Here is a 20,127-nt window from a genome sequence, read left to right on the forward strand (position 1 = left end):
TCGTGTCGTCGAGAACGTGGGTGGGCTGCTTCGATCTCCTATGCGAGCTTGACGTCGGGCTCCGCACGACCGCGCGCGGATGCATCCAACAGAAAGGTCTGGCCTGCTTGCGGATCGGCGGCGCGCGCAGCCGCGTCCATGTCCTGCCAGGCGGAGGTGACGAGGAGACGGGACAGATCGGGGCCAACGAAAGCCGGGCAGCTCGCCTGCTTCGCAGGAACGCTCAAGGAGCGCAGGCGCTCGCCCTGCGGAGAGTAGACATCGATACGGCCCGCGCCCCAACAGGCATTCCAGATCTGCCCCTCGGCGTCGCACACCGAGCCGTCGGGGCCGCCGATGCCGGTGTGGCGCAGCAGCACCTCCGGCTCGCCGCGCGGCAGGCCCGTCGCCGGATTGAGCGGCACCGTGTAGAGCACGGCGCGCGCACTATCGGCGAAATAGCCGATCGCACCGTCCGGCGAGAAGCAGATCGAGTTGGGAATGCTGATGCGGGGGAACAGCAGCGAGATCTTGCCGCGATGAAACGCGTAGATCGCGCCCGCCCCTGCTTCCGCCTTGCGTCCCATGGTGCCGATCCAGAACGTGCCGGATTGATGCACGCGGGCGTCGTTGGAACGCGTGGCGGGATTGTCGGCTTCGAGCGGACAGAACAGCTTCATCGCGCCATCGCCAAGCTTGCGGATGTAAAGCCCATCCTCAGCGACGATCAACTGACGCTCGGCATCGATGCGTCCGAGCGCGCTCGCCATCCGGCCGAGCGCATGGATGCGGACCTCACCGCCGCTGAGCTGCGCCTCGAATAGCAGCCCTTCGCGGATGTCGAACCACCAGGCGGTGTCGGTGGTCGCATCATAGGTCGGTCCCTCGCCGAGATGGCAAGGATGGTCCGAGAGCACAGACGTCGGTACCTCTTCCATCATGTCGTCCTCACCGAAAAGCGATAGACCGTGTGATGGCGATAGACCTCACCGGGTGAGAGCCGCGGGCTCGGGAAATCCGGCCGGTTCGGCGCGTCGGGCCAGATGTGGGGTTCCAGGCACATCGCATCCGACTGCCGGATGAGCTTGCCGCCCTTCCCGGAGATCGTGCCATCGAGATAATTGCCGGAATAGACCTGAAGTCCGGGCTGATCGGTGAACAGCTCCATGATGCGCCCCGAGCGCGGGGCCTCCAGCCGGGCCGCGAAAGCAAGCTTGCCATCACGCGCGAGGCAGTAGGTGTGATCGTAGCCCCTGCCGCTCTGCAATTGCTGATCGCTCTCGCGGATGCGCGCACCGACGGGCCGTGCTTCGCGGAAGTCGAACGGCGTGCCGGCAACGTGACGCGGCGGCTCCGGCAGCGGAATGGCGGTGGGATCGATCGCGAGAAAATGCTCGGCGGCGACCGTCAGTCTATGATCAAGGATGGGGGTACCCGACGTCGCACCTTCTAGATTGAAGAAGCTGTGGTTGGTGAGGTTGACGATCGTCGGCCGGTCCGTGCGGGCTTCCATGGTGAGCGACAGCTCAGTCGGCCCCGTGATGCGATAGGTCAGACGCACATCGAGCCGGCCGGGATAATTTTCTTCGCCATGCGGGCTGACATAGGTGAGCATCACGGCGGGCTCGGCGCCCTCGTCGATCTCCGCAATCTCCCAGAGTTTCCGATCGAAGCCATCGAGGCCGCCGTGCAGCGCATTCGGACCGTTGTTGACGGGAAGCTGCACCGTCTCGCCGTCGAGCGAAAACTGTCCCTTGGCGATGCGGTTGGCATAACGGCCGACGGTGGCGCCGAAGAACTTTCGCTCGGCGAGATAGCCCGCGAACGCATCGTGGCCGAGCATGACATCGTCGTAGCCGCCCTTCGCGTCCGGCGCGATCAGCGCCTGGATCACCGCGCCATGGGTGATGATCCGCGCTTCGAACTTGCCCGCTCCGCGCAGTACGATGCGTTCGACCGCGCGGCCGTCCGGCAGCGTTCCGAAAACGTCTCTTGTTATTTTCGAGCCAGCCATTGTCAGTCCACAAATGCTTCGACGATCGTCCGCTTGCCGAGCAGGAAAGCATCGGCGACGAGACGCAATGGCGCCAGATCGACGTCGCTCGCGCAGGTCGCAGCGAGATCGACGAAGCGCCGGTAGAGCTCCCGATATTCCTCATCGGGCGCCTCGGCAACGGTCTTGCCGTCGATCGCCATGCGCCTGCCGCCACCGGACAGAGTCAGCTGGCCCTGATCGGTTTCCACGAGGATATCCCAGCTCTGCGGTCCGGTCTGGCGGAAATCGAACTCGGCGGTGACAGGCAGGCCGCCGATGTCCGTCAGCGTCAGCTTCGCGGCGATCGGCGCCTGGCAGTTGGCGGGAAAAGCCAGCTCGGCCGCCGTGACGAACACCGCCTGCGGCAGGATTTTGGTCAGGATCGACAGCGCGTTGATGCCGGGATCGAACACGCCAAGCCCGCCCGGTTCCCAGATCCAGCCTTGCCCGGGATGCCAGACACGGACGTCTTCCTTCCAGCTGATGTGCACGGAGGTGATGCGGCGTTCGGCGAGCCATTGCCGCGCCGGCTCGACCGCCGGCGCGTAGCGCGAATGCCAGGTCGCAAACAGCGTCCGCTTCGCACCCGCCGCCATCGCGATCAGCGGATCGAGCTCGGCAACGCCGGTGCCGGGCGGCTTCTCCAGCATGACATGCTTGCCGGCGGCGAGCGCCGCGGCCGCCTGGGCACGGCGCACCTGCGGCGGCGTGCAGAGCGACACCGCGTCGATCGGCGGCCCCTTCTCCAGCAACTCCTCGATGGTGGCGAAATGCGGCAGCCCTGGCAGCGAGGCGTTGCGACTAGCGACAGCCACGAGCGTCGCACCCGGTGTCGCCGCGATCGCACTGAGGTGCTGGTCGCGCGCGATCTTGCCGAAGCCGACGATGGCGATACGAAGTTCAGTCACGATCTCTCTCCGGATTTCGCAGATGACAGCGGCTCGGCCGGCGCGGTTTCGATCACCGCGTCCTCGTGGCGGCGCATGCCGTTGTGAATGACGTAGACCATCGCCTCCGACGCGGCGTCGACATCGCCCGCCGCAATGGCATCGACGATCTTCTGATGCCAGAGCAGCACGGTGTCGCGGTCCTCCGACTCGACCGGGGCGCTCAGCAGGAACGAGGCGCGGAGCGCAGCCTCGATGACATGCCCGATCGAGCGCATGAACAGATTGCCGGAGGCACGCGCCACCCCAACATGGAGCGCGAGGTCGGCATCGGCAAAGCCGACGGAGTCGGACGCTTCAAGCCGCATGCGATCCATGCAGCGACGGAGCTCAGCGACGTCCTCGTCGGACCGGTGCATAGCTGCGAGAGCGGCGGCGCGCGGCTCGACGGCCAGACGGATCTCAGCGAGGTCGTTGAGGAAACGCTTGTCGATGCCGGCGTCCAGATGCCAGGCCAGCACGTCGGCGTCGAACATGTTCCAGGCGCCGCGCTCGCGTACGACGGTACCGACCCGCGCCTTGGTGGTGAGCAGCCCCTTGGCAACCAGGGTCTTCACACTCTCCCTGAGCACCGGCCGCGACACGCCGAACATCGCGATCATCTCGGCATCACCGGGCAGCCGCGTCCCCTCCGCATAGCGGCCGGCGATGATGTCGACACCGATCGAGCGGGCCACCTCCGCATGGTTGGAGTGGGCCCGTCGCGTCGGGATGACGACGATGCGCGAGGTCATGAGATTGCTCCTGCACTCTTCCTCACCGGCCGTCGTGCAAGCGCGACCAGCCCCTGCTGCAAGGCGATGAAGGCGAACAGCAGCACGCCGGTCGCGATCTTAGTCCACCAGCTCGACAGCGTGCCATCGAAATTGATGTAGGTCTGGATCAGGCCCTGAATTAGCACGCCGAGGAAGGTGCCGATCACCGATCCCTGTCCGCCAGTGAGCAGCGTGCCGCCGATCACGACGGCCGCGATGGTGTCGAGCTCGACGCCGACCGCGGAGAGCGAATAGCCCGCACTGGTGTAGAAGGAGAAGACAATGCCGGCGATGCCCGCCAGCAGGCTCGACAGCATGTAGATCTTCACCGTCATCTTGCCGACTGCAACGCCCATCAGGCTCGCGGTCGCCCGGCTGCCGCCGAGCGCATAGACATTGGCGCCGAACCGGGTGAGATGCAGCAGCAGGGCGCCGCCGATCACGATCACCAGCATGATGATCGCGATCGCCGTCAGCCGTCCGCCGCCGGGCATCCGCAGCGCGAAGTCCGACACGGTGGAGTAGACCGGCGCGGTGATCGGCACCGATTCCGTCGAGAGCAGGAAGCTCGCACCGCGTGCCAAGAACATGCCGGCGAGCGTGACGATGAAGGGCGGCAGGTCGAAGACATGGATCACGGCGCCCATTGTAGCCCCGAACCCAGCCGAGAGCACCAGGATGGCGGCGAAAGCGACCAGTGGCGGCACGCCCCAGCGCTCGATGGCCAGCGCCACGAACACAGTGGTGAAACCGATCACCGAGCCGACCGAGAGATCGATGCCGCCGGAGATGATGACGAAGGTCATGCCGATCGCGACGATGCCGAGGAAAGCGTTGTCGGTGAGGAGATTGCCGACCACGCGGGTCGAGGCAATGTTGGGGAATTGCATCGCGCAGAGCGCAAAGCCGGCGACGAGCACGATGGCCGTGATGAGGACGGGCGGCAGGCCTTTCATGCTTTGGACCTCCGCACCCGCGCGGCGATTCCGGCAATGCCGGCGAATTTCGGCGATTGCAGCAACAGCACCGCGAGCACCACCACCGCCTTGACCAGCAAATTGAACTCCGGCGGATAGCCGGACAAGAGGATCCCGGTATTCATGGTCTGGATGATCAGCGCGCCGAGCACGGCGAGCAACAGGCTGAAGCGGCCGCCGAACAGCGAGGTGCCGCCGATCACCACCGCAAGAATGGCGTCGAGCTCGAGCCAGAGGCCGGCATTGTTGGCATCCGCGCCCATGATGTCGGCGGCTGCGATCACGCCGGCGAGCGCCGCGCAGACGCCGCACCAGACATAGACCGACAAGATCATGGCCCGCGTGCCGACGCCGGCGAGCTCGCTTGCGCGCGCATTGCCGCCGGTCGCCTCGATCAGCAGCCCCAGCGCCGAGCCGCGCACCACCGCGCCGGTGAGGATCAGCATGCCCAAGGCAATCGCGACCGGCACGGGCAGGCCGAGAATGGCGCCATTGCCGAGCCAGACCAGATCCGACGAAGAGAAGGTCACGATGCGCCCCTCGGTGATCAGCTGGGCGATGCCGCGTCCGGCCACCATCAGGATCAGCGTCGCCACAATCGGCTGCATGCCGAGCACCGCAACGAGGAAGCCGTTCCAGAGCCCACAGACGAGTCCGGCACCGAGCGCAGCCCCCAGCACGATCGGCAGACCGTGGCTGTCGGCGAGGCTCGCCGCGATCGCGCCCGAGATCGCCATGACGGCGCCGACCGACAGGTCGATGCCGCGCGTGGCGATTACCAGCACCATGCCGAGCGAAAGCAGCGCCACCGGCGTGCCACGGTTGAGCACGTCGATCAGGCTGCCAAACAGCCGGCCGTCCTGGAGACGCAGGTCGAAGAATTGCGGCGACACCACGCGATCGACCGCCAGGATGACGACCAGCGCAAGGATCTGGGCAAGGCCGCGGCGCGGCAACAGCGCTGTCATGCCCGGCCCTCATGCGCAACGCTGGCGCCGTCCGCGGCGATGGCCGCAAGAATGTTGCCGACGTCGATCGCCTCGCCTGCGAGCTCCTCGACATGGGCACGGTCGCGCAACACCACGACGCGATCGGAATAGGTCACGATCTCATCCAGCTCGGAGGAGATCACGAGCAGTGCGAGGCCGTCGTCGCAGAGCTCGCGGATCAGACGGATGATCTCGGCATGCGCGCCGACATCGATGCCGCGGGTCGGCTCGTCCAACACCAGCAGGCGCGGCGATGTCGCGAGCCAGCGCGCCAGCAGCACTTTCTGCTGATTGCCGCCGGACAACAGGCCGACCGGACGTTCGGGATCTGCCGGGCGGATGTCGAGCATCTTGACGTAACGGCGCGCGATCTCGTCCTGCTCGCGGCGCGACAGCGGGCGATGCAGCCCGCGCTTGGCCTGGAGCGCGAGCACGATGTTCTCACGCACGCTGAGCTCGGCGACGATGCCGTCAGTCTTGCGCTCCTCCGGGCAATAGCCAAAACCGTGGCGGACGCCGTCGCGCGGCGACTGGAGCCGCACGGGGGTGCCCTCCACCCTCGCCTGCCCGCGATCGGCGCGTTCGGCGCCGAACACCAGCCGCGCCGTCTCGGTCCGGCCCGAGCCGAGCAGGCCGGCCAGACCAACGACCTCGCCATGGCGCAGCTCGAGATTGAACGGCGCGACATAACCGGCCTTGCCGTAACCCTCGAAGCTCGCGCAGATCTCGCGCGCCTTGTGTTCGGTGGCAGAAGCCCGCGCGCTGGTGGTCTCGGCCAGCTCGCGACCGAGCATCATCCGGATCAATTCCAGCCGCGGCAGCGAAGCCGTCTCGCGCTCCCCGACCAGGCGGCCGTTGCGCAAGACCGTGATGCGGTCGGAGATCTCGTAGACTTGGTCCAAGAAGTGGCTGACGAAGACGATGCCGATGCCACGCTTTGCGAGCTGGCGCATGATGCCGAAGAGAATCTCGACCTCGTGGCGGTCGAGGCTCGCGGTCGGCTCGTCCAGGATCAGCACGCGTGCGGAGAGATCGACGGCCCGCGCGATCGCGGTGACGTGCTGCACGGCAACCGAATAGCTGCCGAGCGGCGCGGCGACATCGATATCGAGGCCGAAGTCCGCGAGCAAGGCCTTGGCGCGGCGACGCATCTCGCCTTCGCGGACAATGCCGAAACGCATCGGCTGGCGGTCGAGAAACAGATTCTGTGCCACCGAGAGGTTCGGCAGCAGATTGACTTCCTGGTAGACGGTGGCAATGCCGGCCTGAAGCGCGGCCTTGGCCGAGCGCGGCGCGATGGCTTCGCCACTGATCCTGACGATGCCGGCATCGCGCGGGAACACGCCGGTGACCGCCTTGATCAGCGTGGACTTGCCGGCGCCGTTCTCACCGAGCAGCGCATGGATCTCGCCGGCCCGCAGCGTGAAGTCGACCTCCTGCAACGCACGCACAGCACCGAAGCTTTTGCTGATCCCGCGCACCTCCAGAAGGGCCGGAGCAGGATCGGGGCTGTTCTCCATGACAACGTCACTCCCGCCGGTGCCCGCTGATGATGCGGTCACCCAGCCTATTCGTTCGCACAGCGATTTCGAAGGGGGTATCGCCGGACCACCGAAACATGGCGGTCCGGCGCAGCGCCCGCCTCAGTAACCGAGGCCCTTCTTGCTGTCGTAGATCTTCTGCGGATCGTCGGCAGCGGTATAGAGCTTGGACTCGGTCTGGATCCACTTCGGCGGAACCGTGCCCTTGCCCTTGAATGCCGCAATCGCATCGAGCGCCGGGCCGGCCATGTTCGGCGTCAGCTCGACGGTCGCATTGGCTTCGCCGGCGGCCATCGCCTTGAAGATATCGGGACCGCATCGATGGAGACGGTGAGGATCTCCTTGCCGGGCTTGAGGCCGGCTTCCTTCATCGCCTGGATCGCACCGACCATCATGTCATCGTTGTGGGCGTAGACCGCGCAGATCGACTTGCCGCCGCCTTCGGCCTTGATGAAGCTCTCCATCACCTCCTTGCCCTTGGCGCGGGTGAAGTCGCCCGTCTGGCTGCGCACCACCTTCAGGTTCGCATGCTTGGCGATGGCGGTGTCGAAACCCTTCTTGCGGTTGGCCGCGACGCTCGCGCCGACCGTGCCCTGCAATTCGACGATGTTGCAGGCCTTAGCCCCGACGGTCTTGGCCAGCCAGTCGCCGGCGACCTCGCCTTCGTGCACGCTGTCGGAGGTGACAGCGGTGAGATAGAGCTCCTTGCCAGAGGGATCGATGTCGCGGTCGAGCAGCACGACCGGGATCTTGGCCTCCTTGGCTTCCCTCAGCACCGAATCCCAACCGGTCGAGACGACAGGCGCAAGGAAGATCGCGTCGACATTCTGCGCGATGAAGGAGCGGATCGCCTTGATCTGGTTCTCCTGCTTCTGCTGCGCGTCAGCGATCTTGAGATTGACCTTTCGCTTGGTGGCTTCCTGCTTGGAGACCGAGGTCTCGGCCGCGCGCCAGCCGGATTCCGATCCGATCTGCGAGAAGCCGATGGTGAGCTCGGCGGCATTCGCCGGGAGGGCGAGCAGCAACGCGGCCGTGGCGCTGGCAGCAAAAAGGGCTTTGAGGGTCATCAGGCGTGTCTCCCAAGATGGTTTTATCCGGGGCGCCGATGGTAGCATGACACCCACAGGCCGGCCTTCGAGGCGGCGGAAGGCACTATTTCACGGAAGAATGGTTCCGTATAGTCATATTATTTGACTATTTAGTGGAAAGAGCGGCGGAAGCGGCTGGCCGCATAGATGACACGCACAGCGCGATTTTGTTCCACACATGCAACGCGGAGATGAAGGAGAAATTGTGGGCAGCGACAGCGCGCTCCCTCGCCCCGTTCTTACGGGGCGCGACGAGCTTCGCTCGCGCTGAGAGGGTTGGGGTGAGGGGGATCTCCGCGAAAACAGTGAGAGACGGACTCGTAACCTCTCCTCCCCGTCATTGCGAGCGCAGCGAAGCAATCCAGAATCCCTCCGCGGAATGACTCTGGATTGCTTCGCTGCGCTCGCAATGACGATGTGGCGAGAGCTGTGCGCATGTCGGCCTAATCGACTCGTGGAGAGTCCACCTCACCCGGAATTTGCTTTCGCAAAATCCGGCCTCTCCCCGCAAGCGGGAGAGGCGAAGAGCTAGATCAGCTTCCGCTGCGCGAGATTCTTCATCAGTGCGCCGATGCCGAAGGTCCACGGCTCGCACTCGTCGCTGGTGCGCATGCGGTTGACGAGCTTGCCGAGCTGGGGCGCGGCGATCGTGACGATGTCGTCGCGCTTGTGGGTGAACCCCTGCCCCGGCGCATCACGGTCCTCGACGGGCGCGAACATCGTGCCGAGGAACAGCACGAAACCATCTGGATATTGATGCACCTTGCCGATGGTCTGCGCGACGAGATCGGTCGGGTCGCGGCTGATCTTGCTGATCGAGGAATGGCCGTTGAGAACGAATCCGTCCGCGCCCTTCACGTTGAGGCTGATGTCCAGCCTGCGCGCGTCGTCCAGCGAGAACGTGTCGTCGAACAGGCGTAGCAGCGGGCCGATCGCGCAAGAGGCGTTATTGTCCTTGGCCTTCGACAGCAGCAGCGCCGAGCGGCCCTCGAAGTCACGCAGGTTCACGTCGTTGCCAAGCGCGCCGCCGACGATCCTGCCGCGGCTCGAGACGAACAGCACGAGCTCGGGCTCGGGGTTGTTCCAGGTCGATTTCGGATGCAGGCCGGCATCCATGCCGGTGCCGACCGACGACAATGTCGGCGCCTTGGTGAAGACCTCGGCATCGGGACCGATGCCGACCTCGAGATACTGGCTCCAGGCGTTCTGGTCGATCAGCACCTGCTTTAGATGCATCGCCTGGTCCGAGCCGGGCTTGAGCTTCGACAGATCGTCGCCGATCAGCCGCGTCACTTCTTTGCGGATCGCTTCAGCCGAGGCAGGGTTGCCCTTGGCGCGCTCCTCAATCACGCGCTCCAGCATCGAGATCGCGAAGGTGACGCCGGCGGCCTTCAGCGTCTGGAGATCGACGGGTGCAAGCAGCCACGGCTTCTGACGATCGCGCCCATCGGGCGCGGTGTTGGCGACGATGGCTTCGAGATCGCCGATGCGCTCGCCCTTGGTCGAGCTAAGCGCCTTGGCTGGATCGTCCTCTTCGCAGAGCGCGCTGATGGTGGGGAATTTCGCCGTGACGTCGAAGACGCCGTCGCCCCGCACGGCGACGACGGCGGGCCCATTCGCCTGCGGCAGCCAGACGCGGCCGGCCAGCGTTCCCTGCGTGCCGTCCTCGGGGAGAAGGTCTTTAACCGTCAATGTCGTCATGGCCGCGTCCTCGCTGTTTTTCGGACCGGCCGCATCATTCGACGGCTGGTCCCCTTGGCGAAGACCAATAAACGTCTGGCGAGGGAAGTCCAGAGCGGCGGCTATGCCCCCGCCCGCGCCTTCCGCGCCGCAATCTGCTGAAGCGCCCAGCGTGCGTTCTTGCGAACATCGGGATCGGGATCATCGGCGATCACAGCCAAGAATGCTTCGCCATCGGGATGGGCGATCTCGCCGAGCGCCGCGGCGGCCTCCTTGCGCAAATTGGCCTGGTCGTGATTGACGCAATTGCCGATCGGGCGCACCGCGCGTTCGATCTTCATCTTGCCGAGGCTGCGGATCGCCTTCAGCCGCACCTGCCAAAACTCGTCGGCAAGGCAGGCGACGAGCTGATCGGCCGCGAGCGAACCGTTGACGTTGAGGCCCAGCGTTTCCGCAGCCATCTCCCGCACCATCCAGTCCGAGTCCTTCAACGCACGCGTGATCGTCTCCGCGGCAGGCTTCATCTGCGAGAATGCAAGCGCGCTCACGGCGGCGCGGCGCACATGGGCGTCGGGATCGTTGATCAGCGCCGTCAGCGCGGGGATGGATTCTTCCAGCTTCAGGAAGCCGATCACGCCGATCGCCTGCACGCGCACGGCGGCATCGGAATCCTGTAATGCTTCCAGCGCCGGCTTCAGCGTGTCCTTGCGACGCAGCTCCTTGAGCGCGCGCAGTGCGCCCATGCGGACGAAGGCGTGGGGATGCCTCACCAGCGGCAGGATGACATCGGCGCAAGCGGGATCCTTGAATTCGGCCATGCTGTCGGCCGCGGCGCCCGCGACGATTCTCTCGGGGTCGACCAGCAGCTTCACCAGCGCGCTCGCGGCTTCCGGCCCGTCGAACTCGCCGAGCGCCATCGCGACCTGCTGGCGCACGCCTGCGTCGGGATCGGCCACCATGTTGGCGAGATGAGCGACCGCGGCGGGATCGCCGGAATGGCCGAGTGCGATGATGGCGACACGGCGCTCGGCGGGATCGGCCGCCTGGAGCCGCTCATCAGCGTCGTCGAGATCGTCATAGGACTCGAACGGGCTCGACATGGTCACCTCAACAAATACGGAATGTTGACGGTGACGGCGCCGGTCGGGCAATCCGCCTCGCAGGGCATGCAGTACCAGCACTCGTCATAGGCCATGTAGGCTTTGTTGGTCATGTCGCTGATGCGCAGCACGTCGAGCGGGCAGACGTCGACGCACACGGTGCAGCCCTTGTCGGCGATGCATTTGGCGTCGTCGACGACCACCGGAACCGATGTCTGATAGGACGCGAGAGGCATCGTTATCTCCTGTTGCTTGCTGTGACGAGGGCTCAGGCTGTGGCCCGGATGCGCTGCTTGTCGTAAAGGTCCTTCTCGTCGTCGGCGATCGGGACGACATAGGGTTCCACCGCCCGCTTCTCGATGGTCATCCTGCCGTTCCACTTGGACAGCAGCGTGTGGCAGAACCAGTTCTCATTGTCCTTCTCCGGGAAATCCGTGCGCCAGTGATAGAGGCCCCAGCGGCTCTCCTCGCGGTAGAGCGAGGCATGCGCAGCCATGTCGGCGCAATCCATGATCGATTGCACCTCGAGCGCGCGGAGCAGCTCGTGCGCATTGCGCGCAATCATGCGCTCCTGCATGTCTTCCCTCGCCTCGGCGAGACGGCGCATGCCAAGCTCGTATTTGCGGGTGACCTTCGGCGGCTGGAGATAATCGTTGACGAGGCGGCGGGTCTTGTACTCGATCTGGTTCGGCGGAATGCCGTCCTCGCGCTTCGTCGGCGCCATCACGCGGTCGCGCTCCATCGCGACGTCCGCGGCATCGAACTCCGCAAAGTCGTGGCTGTCGGCGAACTCCATGGCGTCGATGCCGGCGACCGAACCGTTGGTGAAGGCGCCCAGCATGTAGTTGTGCGGAACGCTCGCCATGTCGCCGGCGGCGTAGAGGCCCGGCACGGTGGTACGGGCATTGTCGTCGACGAACACGCCCGAAGCGCTGTGACCGGAGCAGAAGCCGATCTCGGAAATGTGCATCTCGATCGACTCGCTGCGATAGTCGACCCCGCGCCCCTGCTGGAACAGGCCGCGCGTCGGGCGCTCGACCTTGTGCAGCGTCGACTCGATCTCGGAAATGGTATTGGGGTGGAGATGCTTGAGCTGGAGGAACACCGGCCCCTTGCCGGACAAGAGTTCATTGTAGAACTCCAGCATCATCTGGCCGGACCAATAGTCGCATTCGATGAAGCGCGAGCCTTCGTTATTCGCGGTGTAAGCGCCGAAGGGGCCCGCGACATAGGCACAGGCCGGACCGTTGTAGTCCTTGATCAGCGGGTTGATCTGGAAGCATTCGAGGTTCGCGAGCGCGGCGCCGGCGTGATAGGCCATGGCATAGCCATCGCCGGAATTGGCGGCGTTCTCGTAGGTGCCGAACATGTAACCGGAGGTCGGCAGGCCGAGACGGCCGGCGGCGCCCATGCACAGGATCACCGCCTTGGCCTTGATCACCAGCATCTCGGCAGTGCGGGTATTGACGCTGACCGCACCGGCGATGCGGCCGTCGGCGGATTTCAAGAGCCGCGTCGCCATGTAGCGGTTGGAGATCAGGATGCGGGCGCGGCGGAGCTGGCGATACAGCGCCTTCTTCACGGTCTCGCCGTTCGGCATCGGCAGCACATAGGTGCCGATGTGGTGCACCTTCTTGACCGCGTAATCGCCGTTCTCGTTCTTGAGAAAGCGGATGCCGAAACTGTCGAGCTCTTCGATGACCTTGTAGCAGTTCTGCGCGTATTTATAGACCGCCTTCTGGTCGACAATGCCGTCATTGGCGATGGTGATTTCCTTGGTGTACTGCTCGGGCGTCGCGTAACCGGGGATGACGGCATTGTTCAGCCCGTCCATGCCCATCGAGATCGCGCCGGAGCGCTTGACGTTGGCCTTTTCGAGCAGGACGACGTTGGCCTTCGGGTTTTTCAGCTTCGCTTTCAGCGCCGCCATCGGGCCGGCCGTGCCGCCGCCGATCACCAGCACATCGCAGGAAACCTCCGAAAGTCCGTCGACGATCTGATCTAGTGCCATCGCTTGCTCCTGGTTCGCCGATGGGCGGCGCCTTTGCGTCAGATTTGTTCAGGTGACGTCCCGGCGATAGCAATTAGTTGTCGACGGGGTGCGATTTGCGCTTCAGCGCTCGACAAAGGCCTTTTCGATCACGAAATGGCCGGGCTGGCTGTGATTGCCCTCAACGAAGCCGCGCGCCGAGGACATTGCGTGGAGTTCCTCCAGCATCGCCGGGCTGCCGCAGAGCATGATGCGGTCGGTCCGGATATCGAGGCCTGGTAGCCCGATGTCGTCGAACAATTGGTTCGATGCGATCAGGTCGGTGATGCGGCCGCGATTCCTGAACGGCTCGCGGGTCACGGTCGGGTAATAAATGAGCTTGTCGCGGATCAGCGGTCCGAAAAATTCGTGATTGCGCAGGCCTTCGACGACGTGCTCGCCATAGGCAAGTTCCGAAACCTGGCGGCAGCCATGGGCAAGCACGATGGTCTCGTAGTTCTCGTAGACGTCGGGGTCCTTGATGAGGCTGGCGAACGGCGCGAGCCCCGTGCCGGTCGAGAGCAGCAAGAGGCGTTTTCCCGGAATGAGGTTGCCGGTGATCAGCGTGCCCGTCGCCTTGCGACCGACCAGAATGATGTCGCCTTGCCTGATCTTCTGAAGGCGCGAGGTGAGCGGGCCGTCCTGCACCTTGATCGAGAAGAATTCGAGCGCCTCCTCGTGATTGGCGCTGGCCATGCTGTAGGCCCGCATCAAGGGCTTGCCCTCGACCTCGAGGCCGATCATCGCGAACTGGCCGTTCTGAAAGCGGAAGCCGGGATCGCGCGTCGCAGTGAAGCTGAACAGAGACTCGGTCCAGTGCCTGACCGACAAAACCGTTTCCTTTTGAAATGCGCTCATCCGCCGTCTCTCCTTGGCTCGATTGCGCCCAAGGTTTCGGAGAGCGGGGACTACGGCAACGCGGAAGTGAAATTCCCGGTCGATTAGTTTCACATTTCGGGGGCGATGCTTGAATGCAGGTATCGAAGATCGGCGGCCCATGCCTGCGCCGGCAATTAGTTGCTATCGCAGCGGCGCTGCGAAACGTAGAGCAAGGTCGGAGATACGTCATGACCATGACCTTGGTGGCACCGACCGTGGCCGACTATGAAGCCAGCGCCGATCTCGCCTCGCTCCTCGTCCGCACCACGCAGGATGAGGCGATCAGCCTACCCGCGGAAACGCTCCGCCTCTCCTGCAAATGCGCCCACTGCACCCGCGCCCGGTTCGATGGCCGCTTTCCTAAGGCATTTCCGGGCATTGCGATCACCGAGATCGGCGATCTCGGCTATGGGCTGAATATCTCGTTTTCGGACGGCCATAACAGGGGGATCTACCCGAAGCCTTATTTGCTGAGTTTGGTGGGGCGTTAAGCCGACGCAGTCTTGAGATAGGGGGACAGTGGCCACAAACTCCGCTGTCATTCCCCGCGAAGGCGGGGAATCCAGTACGCCGCGGCCTCTCCGTAACTCATTGCTGTCTCTGGAATATTGGGTCGGCCGGGCGATGACACCTGAATGTGTGGCGCGCGTAGGCTCCGATAGCAGCATTCCCTCCGATCTGGCACGGACATTGCTCCTCTTTAGAACGATTTGAACGTTCCGGAGGCAGATGATGTTGCAGGCGGCGAATGCAGTTCGTGGGACTGTTCCCCCGGCAGTCCGGCCTGCCGGCAGCTCCTCGCTGCTGCTCACCGAGAACCAGCAATGGATCGGCGGCCCGCCGCCGCTGATGGACAAGCTGTCGCCGCGCGAGCGTGAGCTGGTCTTGAAACAAGGCCGCCGAAAAGTGCTCAACCGCGGCCAGACGCTGTTCAGCCAGGGCGGCAAGCATGACGGCATCTGGCTGATCGAGAGCGGCCGCATTCGCGTCTTCTACACCTCCCCGCTCGGGCGGGAGATCACGCTGGCCTACTGGCATGTCGGCAATTTCGTCGGCGGGCCCGAAGTGTTCGAAGGCACCGTTCACCAATGGTCCGGTGTCGCATCCAGCAATTGCAGCGTGGTGCACCTGCCCGGAAAGGAGCTGCGATCCCTTGCCGTGGAGATCCCCAACCTTGCGATCGGCCTGATCGAGGGACTGACCTTCAAGGGCAAATGCTATTCGGCGCTGGCCCAGATGCTGGGAACGCGCTCTATCACGCAGCGCCTCGCACACCTGCTGCTGCACCTCGTCGAGCTCTATGGCGTCGAGGATGCCGATGGCCGAGTGATTGCAGCCGCCTTCACCCATGCCGACATCGCGCACATGGTCGGCGCCACCCGGCAATGGGTCACGATCAGCCTGAAGCGCATGCAGGAAAAGGGAATCGTGCTGACGAAGCGCTCGCAGATCGTGGTCTGCCGGCCCGACGTGCTGGAGGAGATGCGTGGACACGCGTCTGACTGAATGAGCTTGCGACCAGGGCCGGTGCACAGGCAAGCGGCTTTATAGTGCAGGACTGCCCAAGGAGTATGCAATCAGTTTTTCCCGGCAACTAATCGACTGCGGGTGTCATTCCGGATTTGCCCTGTCCGGGCCCTCACCCAATCATGGCAACCACAGCACATCCAACCGAATGAGGATGAGAATGGTCCGCCATCTTCCCACGCTCTCGATCGCGATGTCGATGACTTCGCTGGCGCTTTTGCTCGCGCAGCCGGCCTCGGCGGAAACCGTCACGCTCGGCATCGGAACGCAGGACACCACGACCAACACGGTGACCGCCGGCGTCGTCATCCGGCAGCTGCATCTGCTCGAAAAATACCTGCCGAAGGACGGCAAGTACGCCAACATCAAATTCGAGCTGGAGTGGCAGAATTTCACGTCCGGCCCACCCGTCACGAACGCGATGATGGCGAACAAGCTCCAGATCGGCATGATGGGCGACTATCCGCTGATCGTGAACGGCTTCACCTTCGAGAGCAATCCCGAGAGCAAGAGCCGACTGATCGGCATCGCTGCCTACAGCCTGTCAGGCTCCGGCAACGGCATCGTCGTTCACAAGGATTCGCCCTACTACGATCTCGCCGATCTCAAGGGCAAGCTCGTCAGCGTTCCCTTCGGCTCGGCCGCGCACGGCATGGTGCTGAAGGCGATGCAGGACCGTGGCTATCCCACTGACTTCTTCCAGCTGGTCAGCCAGAGCCCCGAAGTCGGCTCGACCAACCTCCAGGAGAAGAAGATCGACGCGCATGCCGACTTCGTTCCGTTCGCCGAGCTGCTGCCCTTCCGCGGCTTCGCGCGAAAGATTTTTGACGGCGTCGAGACCAATCTGCCGACCTTCCACGGCATTGTCGTCCGCACCGATTTCGCGGAGAAATATCCGGAAGTCGTCGTCGCCTACTTCAAGGCGGTGATCGCCGCCAACCAGTGGCTGCGCGACGATCCCAAGCTCGCCGCCGAAAAGATCCAGGAATGGACAGGCATCAGCAAGGAAGTCGTCTATATCTTCCTCGGCCCGAGCGGCAACATGACCACCGACCCAACGATCAAGCCGGCGCTGATCGATGCCGCGACCGCCGACGTCAAGGTGCTGCAAAACCTCGGTCGCATGAAGGAGTTCGATCCGAAGAAGTGGGTCGACGACAGCTACATCCGCAAGGCCTACGCCGAGATGAAGCTCGACTATAACGCGCAGCTTGCGAGCACCAAGAACTACGAGATTTCCGGCGAAGATTCTTTCTGCAAGAAGCCGATCGCCGATCCGCGCAAGGCGGGCGAGGTCTGGGTGGATGATGTCGGCATCATGCCCTTCTCATCCGCAGCCTGCACCCTCGGCGCCTATGCCGACTACAAGGCCAAGGGCAAGAAGATCAATGTCGCCTATGTCTTCGACACCACGCGCGGCATCAAGCTGTTCGCCGACCAGGCTTTCTTCGCGGTCGGCAATGGCGACGTGGCGCCGTTCCTGCTCAAGAAGGATGCCGAAGCCTACGCCGCCAAGATCAGCGGCAAGGTGCTCGGCTTCGATGACGCGGTGAAGGCGGCGGTCGGCGGAGGCAAGACGTGAGCAGTCCCGCCCTCCTCAGACATTCCGAGAACAGCATGCCGGCAACAGCCATTGCAGAGACGGCTCCCGTGTCCGCCGTCACTCCGCCCGCAACACCCCCTTCGTTCGGCACGCTCGCGCGGCGCTGGTACCGGCTGAATCAGGGCCGGCTTCGCGCTACCGCGATCGGCGTGATTTCGCTGCTCGCCTTCCTGCTGGTCTGGCACCTGCTTACGACCTATCGCGTGGTGTTCTTCGTACGTTTCACCAACGTGCCATCGCCGCTCGCGGTCTATGCGAGCTTCACCAAGGCGATCCACGATCCCAAATTCCTGCTGCACATCCTGCTCAGTTGCCGGCGCATCTTCATCGGCTTCTCGCTCGCGGCGATCGTGGGCGTGCCGCTCGGTCTGATCATGGGTCGTTTCAAGCTGGTGCATGAGGTGATCTTCCCGGTCGCCGAAGTGCTGCGCCCGATACCGGCGATCGCCTGGGTACCGATGGCAATCATGCTGTGGCCGACCAACGAGCAGAGCATCGTCTACATCACCTTCCTCGGCTCGTTCTTCCCGATCCTCGTCAATACGCTGCACGGCATGTCGCTGGTCGATCCAGTGCTGGTCCGCGCCGCGCAATGTCTCGGTGCACGCGAGCGCTCGATCTTCCGCGAGGTGTATTTTCCGGCTTCGCTGCCGCACATCTTCACCGGCCTCACGGTCGGCATGGGTGTTGCCTGGGTGTCGCTGATCGCTGCCGAGATGATCTCGGGGCAATACGGGATCGGCTACTTCACCTGGGAGGCCTATTCGCTGGTCCAGTATGCCGACATCGCGCTCGGCATGATCGCGATCGGCGTTCTCGGCCTTGGATCGAGCCTGCTCATCAGAGGCGCGGGGCAATTGGTGATGCCGTGGAGGTCGACATGAGCGAGGTGCTTGCGAGCGAGCCGAAGGGCCATATCGAGGTCAAGAACTTCTCCCTCGCCTACGAGACCATCGAGGGAGCGGTGCAGGCCGTGACCGATACGCAGATCCATGTGAAGCCCGGCGAGTTCGTCTCGATCGTCGGGCCCTCCGGATGCGGAAAGTCGACCCTGCTCAATGCGGTCGCCGGCTTCCTCAAGCCGACCACCGGAATCGTCACCGTCGACGGCGAGCCCGTGAACGGTCCCAGCGCCGAGCGCGGCATGGTGTTCCAGCAATATTCGCTGTTTCCTTGGAAGACGGTGCGGGAAAATGTCGAATTCGGCCTGAAGATGCGCGGCATGCCGCGCTCGCAGCGCGAGCGTGCGGCACGCACGCTGCTCGGACTCGCGGGGTTGGAGGCGTTCGAGAAGCACTATCCGGAAAAGCTGTCTGGCGGCATGAAGCAGCGCGTCGGCATCGTCCGCGCGCTCGCCACGGGGCCGAAAGTGCTACTGCTTGACGAGCCCTTCGGCGCGCTTGATGCGCAGACGCGCGTCATCATGCAGCAGATCCTCACCAACATGTGGCAGCGGCTGAAGATCTCGGTGCTGTTCGTCACCCACGACATCGACGAGGCGATCTTCCTCTCCGACCGCGTCTACTGCATGACAGCGCGCCCCGGCTCGATCAAGGCGGAGATTCCGATCCCGCTGGAGCGGCCGCGGCAGCAATCGATGATGATGTCGTCGGAGTTTCTGGCTCTGCGCCGCGGGCTGATGTCGCTGATCCGCGAGGAAAGCCTCAAGGCAATGGGCGGCGAGATCAACGACATGGGCATGCAGGGCTTGAACATCGAGCTGCACGGCCACTCGCTGGCGGATGTGATTTAGGCGCAGTGAGCGCGCTCAGTCTCGTAGGGTGGGCAAAGCGACTTGTCCGCCGTAGCTCGTAGAGCGAAGGCGGAAGCGTGCCCACCATCTTACTTAGTTGCACGCCGAACCGAGTGGTGGGCACGGCGCTTTCGCGCCTTTGCCCACCCTACGGCAGTTTTGCTCTAATTATTTGAACCAATGCACCAGCGCGATGCTGATGCCGAGCAGCAGCATCAAGGACAGCGTCACGGCGGCCGTCACGCGACCGCCGACATTCGCCAGCACGCGCACGTCGACGCCGAGGCCGAGGGCGGCCATGGAGACCACCGTGAGAAAGCCGGTGATCTTCGTCACTGGCCCGACCACCGTGGCCGGCACGATCTCCAGGGAGCGCAGGGTCGCGAGCGCGAGGAAGCCGAGGATGAACCACGGCACGAGGCGAAAGAAGCCGACATTGGTCTTCTTGGCATCGCTGTGCCAGCGCGAGGCAACCAGCGAGAGGCCGACGACGACCGGCCCGAGCATCAATACGCGCATCAATTTCACGAGCGTGCCGATCTGCGTGGAGACGAGTCCGGCCGGTACCGTCGCCGCCAACACCTGGGGCACCGCATAGACGGTCAGGCCGGCGAGAATGCCGTATTGCGTCGCCGACAACTGCAACAGTGGAATCAACAGCGGCAGGCCCAGCACCATCATCACGCCGAGGATCGCGGTGAAGGAGATCGAGGATGCGATCTCGTCGTTGTTGGCGCCGATGATCGGCGCCACGGCCGCAATCGCCGAATTGCCGCAGATCGAGTTGCCGCAGGCGATCAGGATCGACAAACGCGTCGACAGACCGAGCATGCGGCTGAGGCCGAAGGAGACGCAGAGTGCGATCACGACGACGGCCGCGATCGACGCGAGCAGCGCGATGCCCGAGGCGGCAATGGCGGCGAAACTGATGGAGGCCCCCAACAGCATGACCGCGACTTCGAGGAGCTGTTTGGCGCTGAAAGCGATGCCGGCCTGCCAGCGCGGCGCGGGCTTCCAGAAGCTGCGCAGGGCCATCCCGAGCAGGATCGCCATCACCAGCGCCTCGACATAGGGATGCTCGAACACGCCGAGTTCCGCCCGCTCGAGCAGAGCCGAGACACCGGCGACGAGAACGCAGAGGAGAATGCCGGGAATCAGTGCCGCAATACGGCTCGCGGCGGTAGCTGGCTTGGTATCGGCCGGGCTGGATGCTTGATTCTGCGACACAAATCTCTCCCAGAGGAG

Annotated in this window: 18 protein-coding genes and 1 pseudogene; 5 read left to right on the forward strand and 14 right to left on the reverse strand. The window is 64.1% G+C overall.

The genetic code is table 11. The features are described from left to right. Window positions 1-38: 38 nt before the first annotated feature. From ACNJX8_RS27240 to ACNJX8_RS27300, 13 genes and pseudogenes are all read right to left on the reverse strand, one after another. Window positions 39-917: an SMP-30/gluconolactonase/LRE family protein gene (locus ACNJX8_RS27240; protein ID WP_439361987.1), complete on the reverse strand. Its 879-nt coding sequence runs from the start codon at window positions 915-917 to the stop codon at window positions 39-41. Next, window positions 917-1,993, reverse strand: coding sequence for an aldose epimerase family protein (locus ACNJX8_RS27245; protein WP_439357379.1), 1,077 nt, complete (start codon window positions 1,991-1,993; stop codon window positions 917-919). Before ACNJX8_RS27245 ends, ACNJX8_RS27240 begins: the two co-directional genes overlap by 1 nt. Before the next feature lie 2 nt (window positions 1,994-1,995). Continuing rightward, window positions 1,996-2,922 (reverse strand): Gfo/Idh/MocA family protein, encoded by a 927-nt coding sequence (locus ACNJX8_RS27250; RefSeq protein WP_439357380.1) that lies wholly within the window; start codon window positions 2,920-2,922, stop codon window positions 1,996-1,998. Next, on the reverse strand, window positions 2,919-3,695 hold the full coding sequence (locus tag ACNJX8_RS27255; protein WP_091892349.1) for a FadR/GntR family transcriptional regulator: 777 nt from the start codon (window positions 3,693-3,695) through the stop codon (window positions 2,919-2,921). The genes ACNJX8_RS27250 and ACNJX8_RS27255 overlap by 4 nt, the downstream gene beginning before the upstream one ends. Beyond that, complete coding sequence (yjfF, locus tag ACNJX8_RS27260) at window positions 3,692-4,672, reverse strand: galactofuranose ABC transporter, permease protein YjfF (RefSeq protein ID WP_091892347.1); 981 nt, start codon at window positions 4,670-4,672, stop codon at window positions 3,692-3,694. Before yjfF ends, ACNJX8_RS27255 begins: the two co-directional genes overlap by 4 nt. Further along, a complete protein-coding gene (locus ACNJX8_RS27265; RefSeq protein WP_439357381.1) occupies window positions 4,669-5,661 on the reverse strand; it encodes an ABC transporter permease in 993 nt (330 codons plus the stop codon). The genes yjfF and ACNJX8_RS27265 overlap by 4 nt, the downstream gene beginning before the upstream one ends. Next, window positions 5,658-7,202: a sugar ABC transporter ATP-binding protein gene (locus tag ACNJX8_RS27270; protein WP_439357382.1), complete on the reverse strand. Its 1,545-nt coding sequence runs from the start codon at window positions 7,200-7,202 to the stop codon at window positions 5,658-5,660. The genes ACNJX8_RS27265 and ACNJX8_RS27270 overlap by 4 nt, the downstream gene beginning before the upstream one ends. A 123-nt stretch (window positions 7,203-7,325) precedes the next feature. Next, window positions 7,326-8,290, reverse strand: a pseudogene (gene ytfQ / locus ACNJX8_RS27275) (galactofuranose ABC transporter, galactofuranose-binding protein YtfQ). 549 nt (window positions 8,291-8,839) lie between these two features. Continuing rightward, window positions 8,840-10,012 carry a fumarylacetoacetate hydrolase family protein gene (locus ACNJX8_RS27280; protein ID WP_128934860.1) on the reverse strand — a complete coding sequence of 391 codons (1,173 nt, stop codon included), beginning with the start codon at window positions 10,010-10,012 and terminating at the stop codon, window positions 8,840-8,842. A 101-nt stretch (window positions 10,013-10,113) separates the two neighbouring features. Further along, window positions 10,114-11,091: a HEAT repeat domain-containing protein gene (locus ACNJX8_RS27285; RefSeq protein WP_439357384.1), complete on the reverse strand. Its 978-nt coding sequence runs from the start codon at window positions 11,089-11,091 to the stop codon at window positions 10,114-10,116. Between the two features lie 2 nt (window positions 11,092-11,093). Further along, a complete protein-coding gene (locus tag ACNJX8_RS27290) occupies window positions 11,094-11,327 on the reverse strand; it encodes a 4Fe-4S dicluster domain-containing protein (protein ID WP_007593252.1) in 234 nt (77 codons plus the stop codon). Window positions 11,328-11,359: 32 nt separating this feature from the next. After that, window positions 11,360-13,102, reverse strand: coding sequence for a fumarate reductase/succinate dehydrogenase flavoprotein subunit (locus ACNJX8_RS27295; RefSeq protein WP_439357385.1), 1,743 nt, complete (start codon window positions 13,100-13,102; stop codon window positions 11,360-11,362). A 102-nt stretch (window positions 13,103-13,204) separates the two neighbouring features. Continuing rightward, window positions 13,205-13,978, reverse strand: a complete 774-nt coding sequence (locus ACNJX8_RS27300; RefSeq protein WP_439357386.1) for a ferredoxin--NADP reductase — start codon at window positions 13,976-13,978, stop codon at window positions 13,205-13,207. A 215-nt stretch (window positions 13,979-14,193) separates the two neighbouring features. Between ACNJX8_RS27300 and ACNJX8_RS27305 the strand changes: the two genes are divergently transcribed. The 5 genes from ACNJX8_RS27305 to ACNJX8_RS27325 all read left to right on the forward strand — a co-directional run bounded on the left by ACNJX8_RS27305 (window position 14,194) and on the right by ACNJX8_RS27325 (window position 18,882). Then, window positions 14,194-14,490: a gamma-butyrobetaine hydroxylase-like domain-containing protein gene (locus tag ACNJX8_RS27305; protein WP_439361988.1), complete on the forward strand. Its 297-nt coding sequence runs from the start codon at window positions 14,194-14,196 to the stop codon at window positions 14,488-14,490. Between the two features lie 238 nt (window positions 14,491-14,728). Continuing rightward, complete coding sequence (locus ACNJX8_RS27310; RefSeq protein WP_128934865.1) at window positions 14,729-15,505, forward strand: Crp/Fnr family transcriptional regulator; 777 nt, start codon at window positions 14,729-14,731, stop codon at window positions 15,503-15,505. 181 nt (window positions 15,506-15,686) lie between these two features. Next, the gene (locus tag ACNJX8_RS27315; protein ID WP_439357387.1) at window positions 15,687-17,108 is read left to right on the forward strand and encodes an ABC transporter substrate-binding protein; all 1,422 of its coding nucleotides are present in this window, start codon (window positions 15,687-15,689) and stop codon (window positions 17,106-17,108) included. Next, a complete protein-coding gene (locus ACNJX8_RS27320) occupies window positions 17,105-18,013 on the forward strand; it encodes an ABC transporter permease (protein ID WP_439357388.1) in 909 nt (302 codons plus the stop codon). The genes ACNJX8_RS27315 and ACNJX8_RS27320 overlap by 4 nt, the downstream gene beginning before the upstream one ends. Then, window positions 18,010-18,882: an ABC transporter ATP-binding protein gene (locus ACNJX8_RS27325; RefSeq protein WP_164934553.1), complete on the forward strand. Its 873-nt coding sequence runs from the start codon at window positions 18,010-18,012 to the stop codon at window positions 18,880-18,882. The genes ACNJX8_RS27320 and ACNJX8_RS27325 overlap by 4 nt, the downstream gene beginning before the upstream one ends. 168 nt (window positions 18,883-19,050) lie before the next feature. Here ACNJX8_RS27325 and ACNJX8_RS27330 read toward each other — a convergent pair whose 3' ends face one another. Next, window positions 19,051-20,109: a YeiH family protein gene (locus ACNJX8_RS27330; RefSeq protein WP_091892326.1), complete on the reverse strand. Its 1,059-nt coding sequence runs from the start codon at window positions 20,107-20,109 to the stop codon at window positions 19,051-19,053. Window positions 20,110-20,127: the final 18 nt, after the last annotated feature.

Source organism: Bradyrhizobium sp. SPXBL-04, from assembly GCF_051853035.1.
GTDB lineage: Bacteria > Pseudomonadota > Alphaproteobacteria > Rhizobiales > Xanthobacteraceae > Bradyrhizobium > Bradyrhizobium zhanjiangense.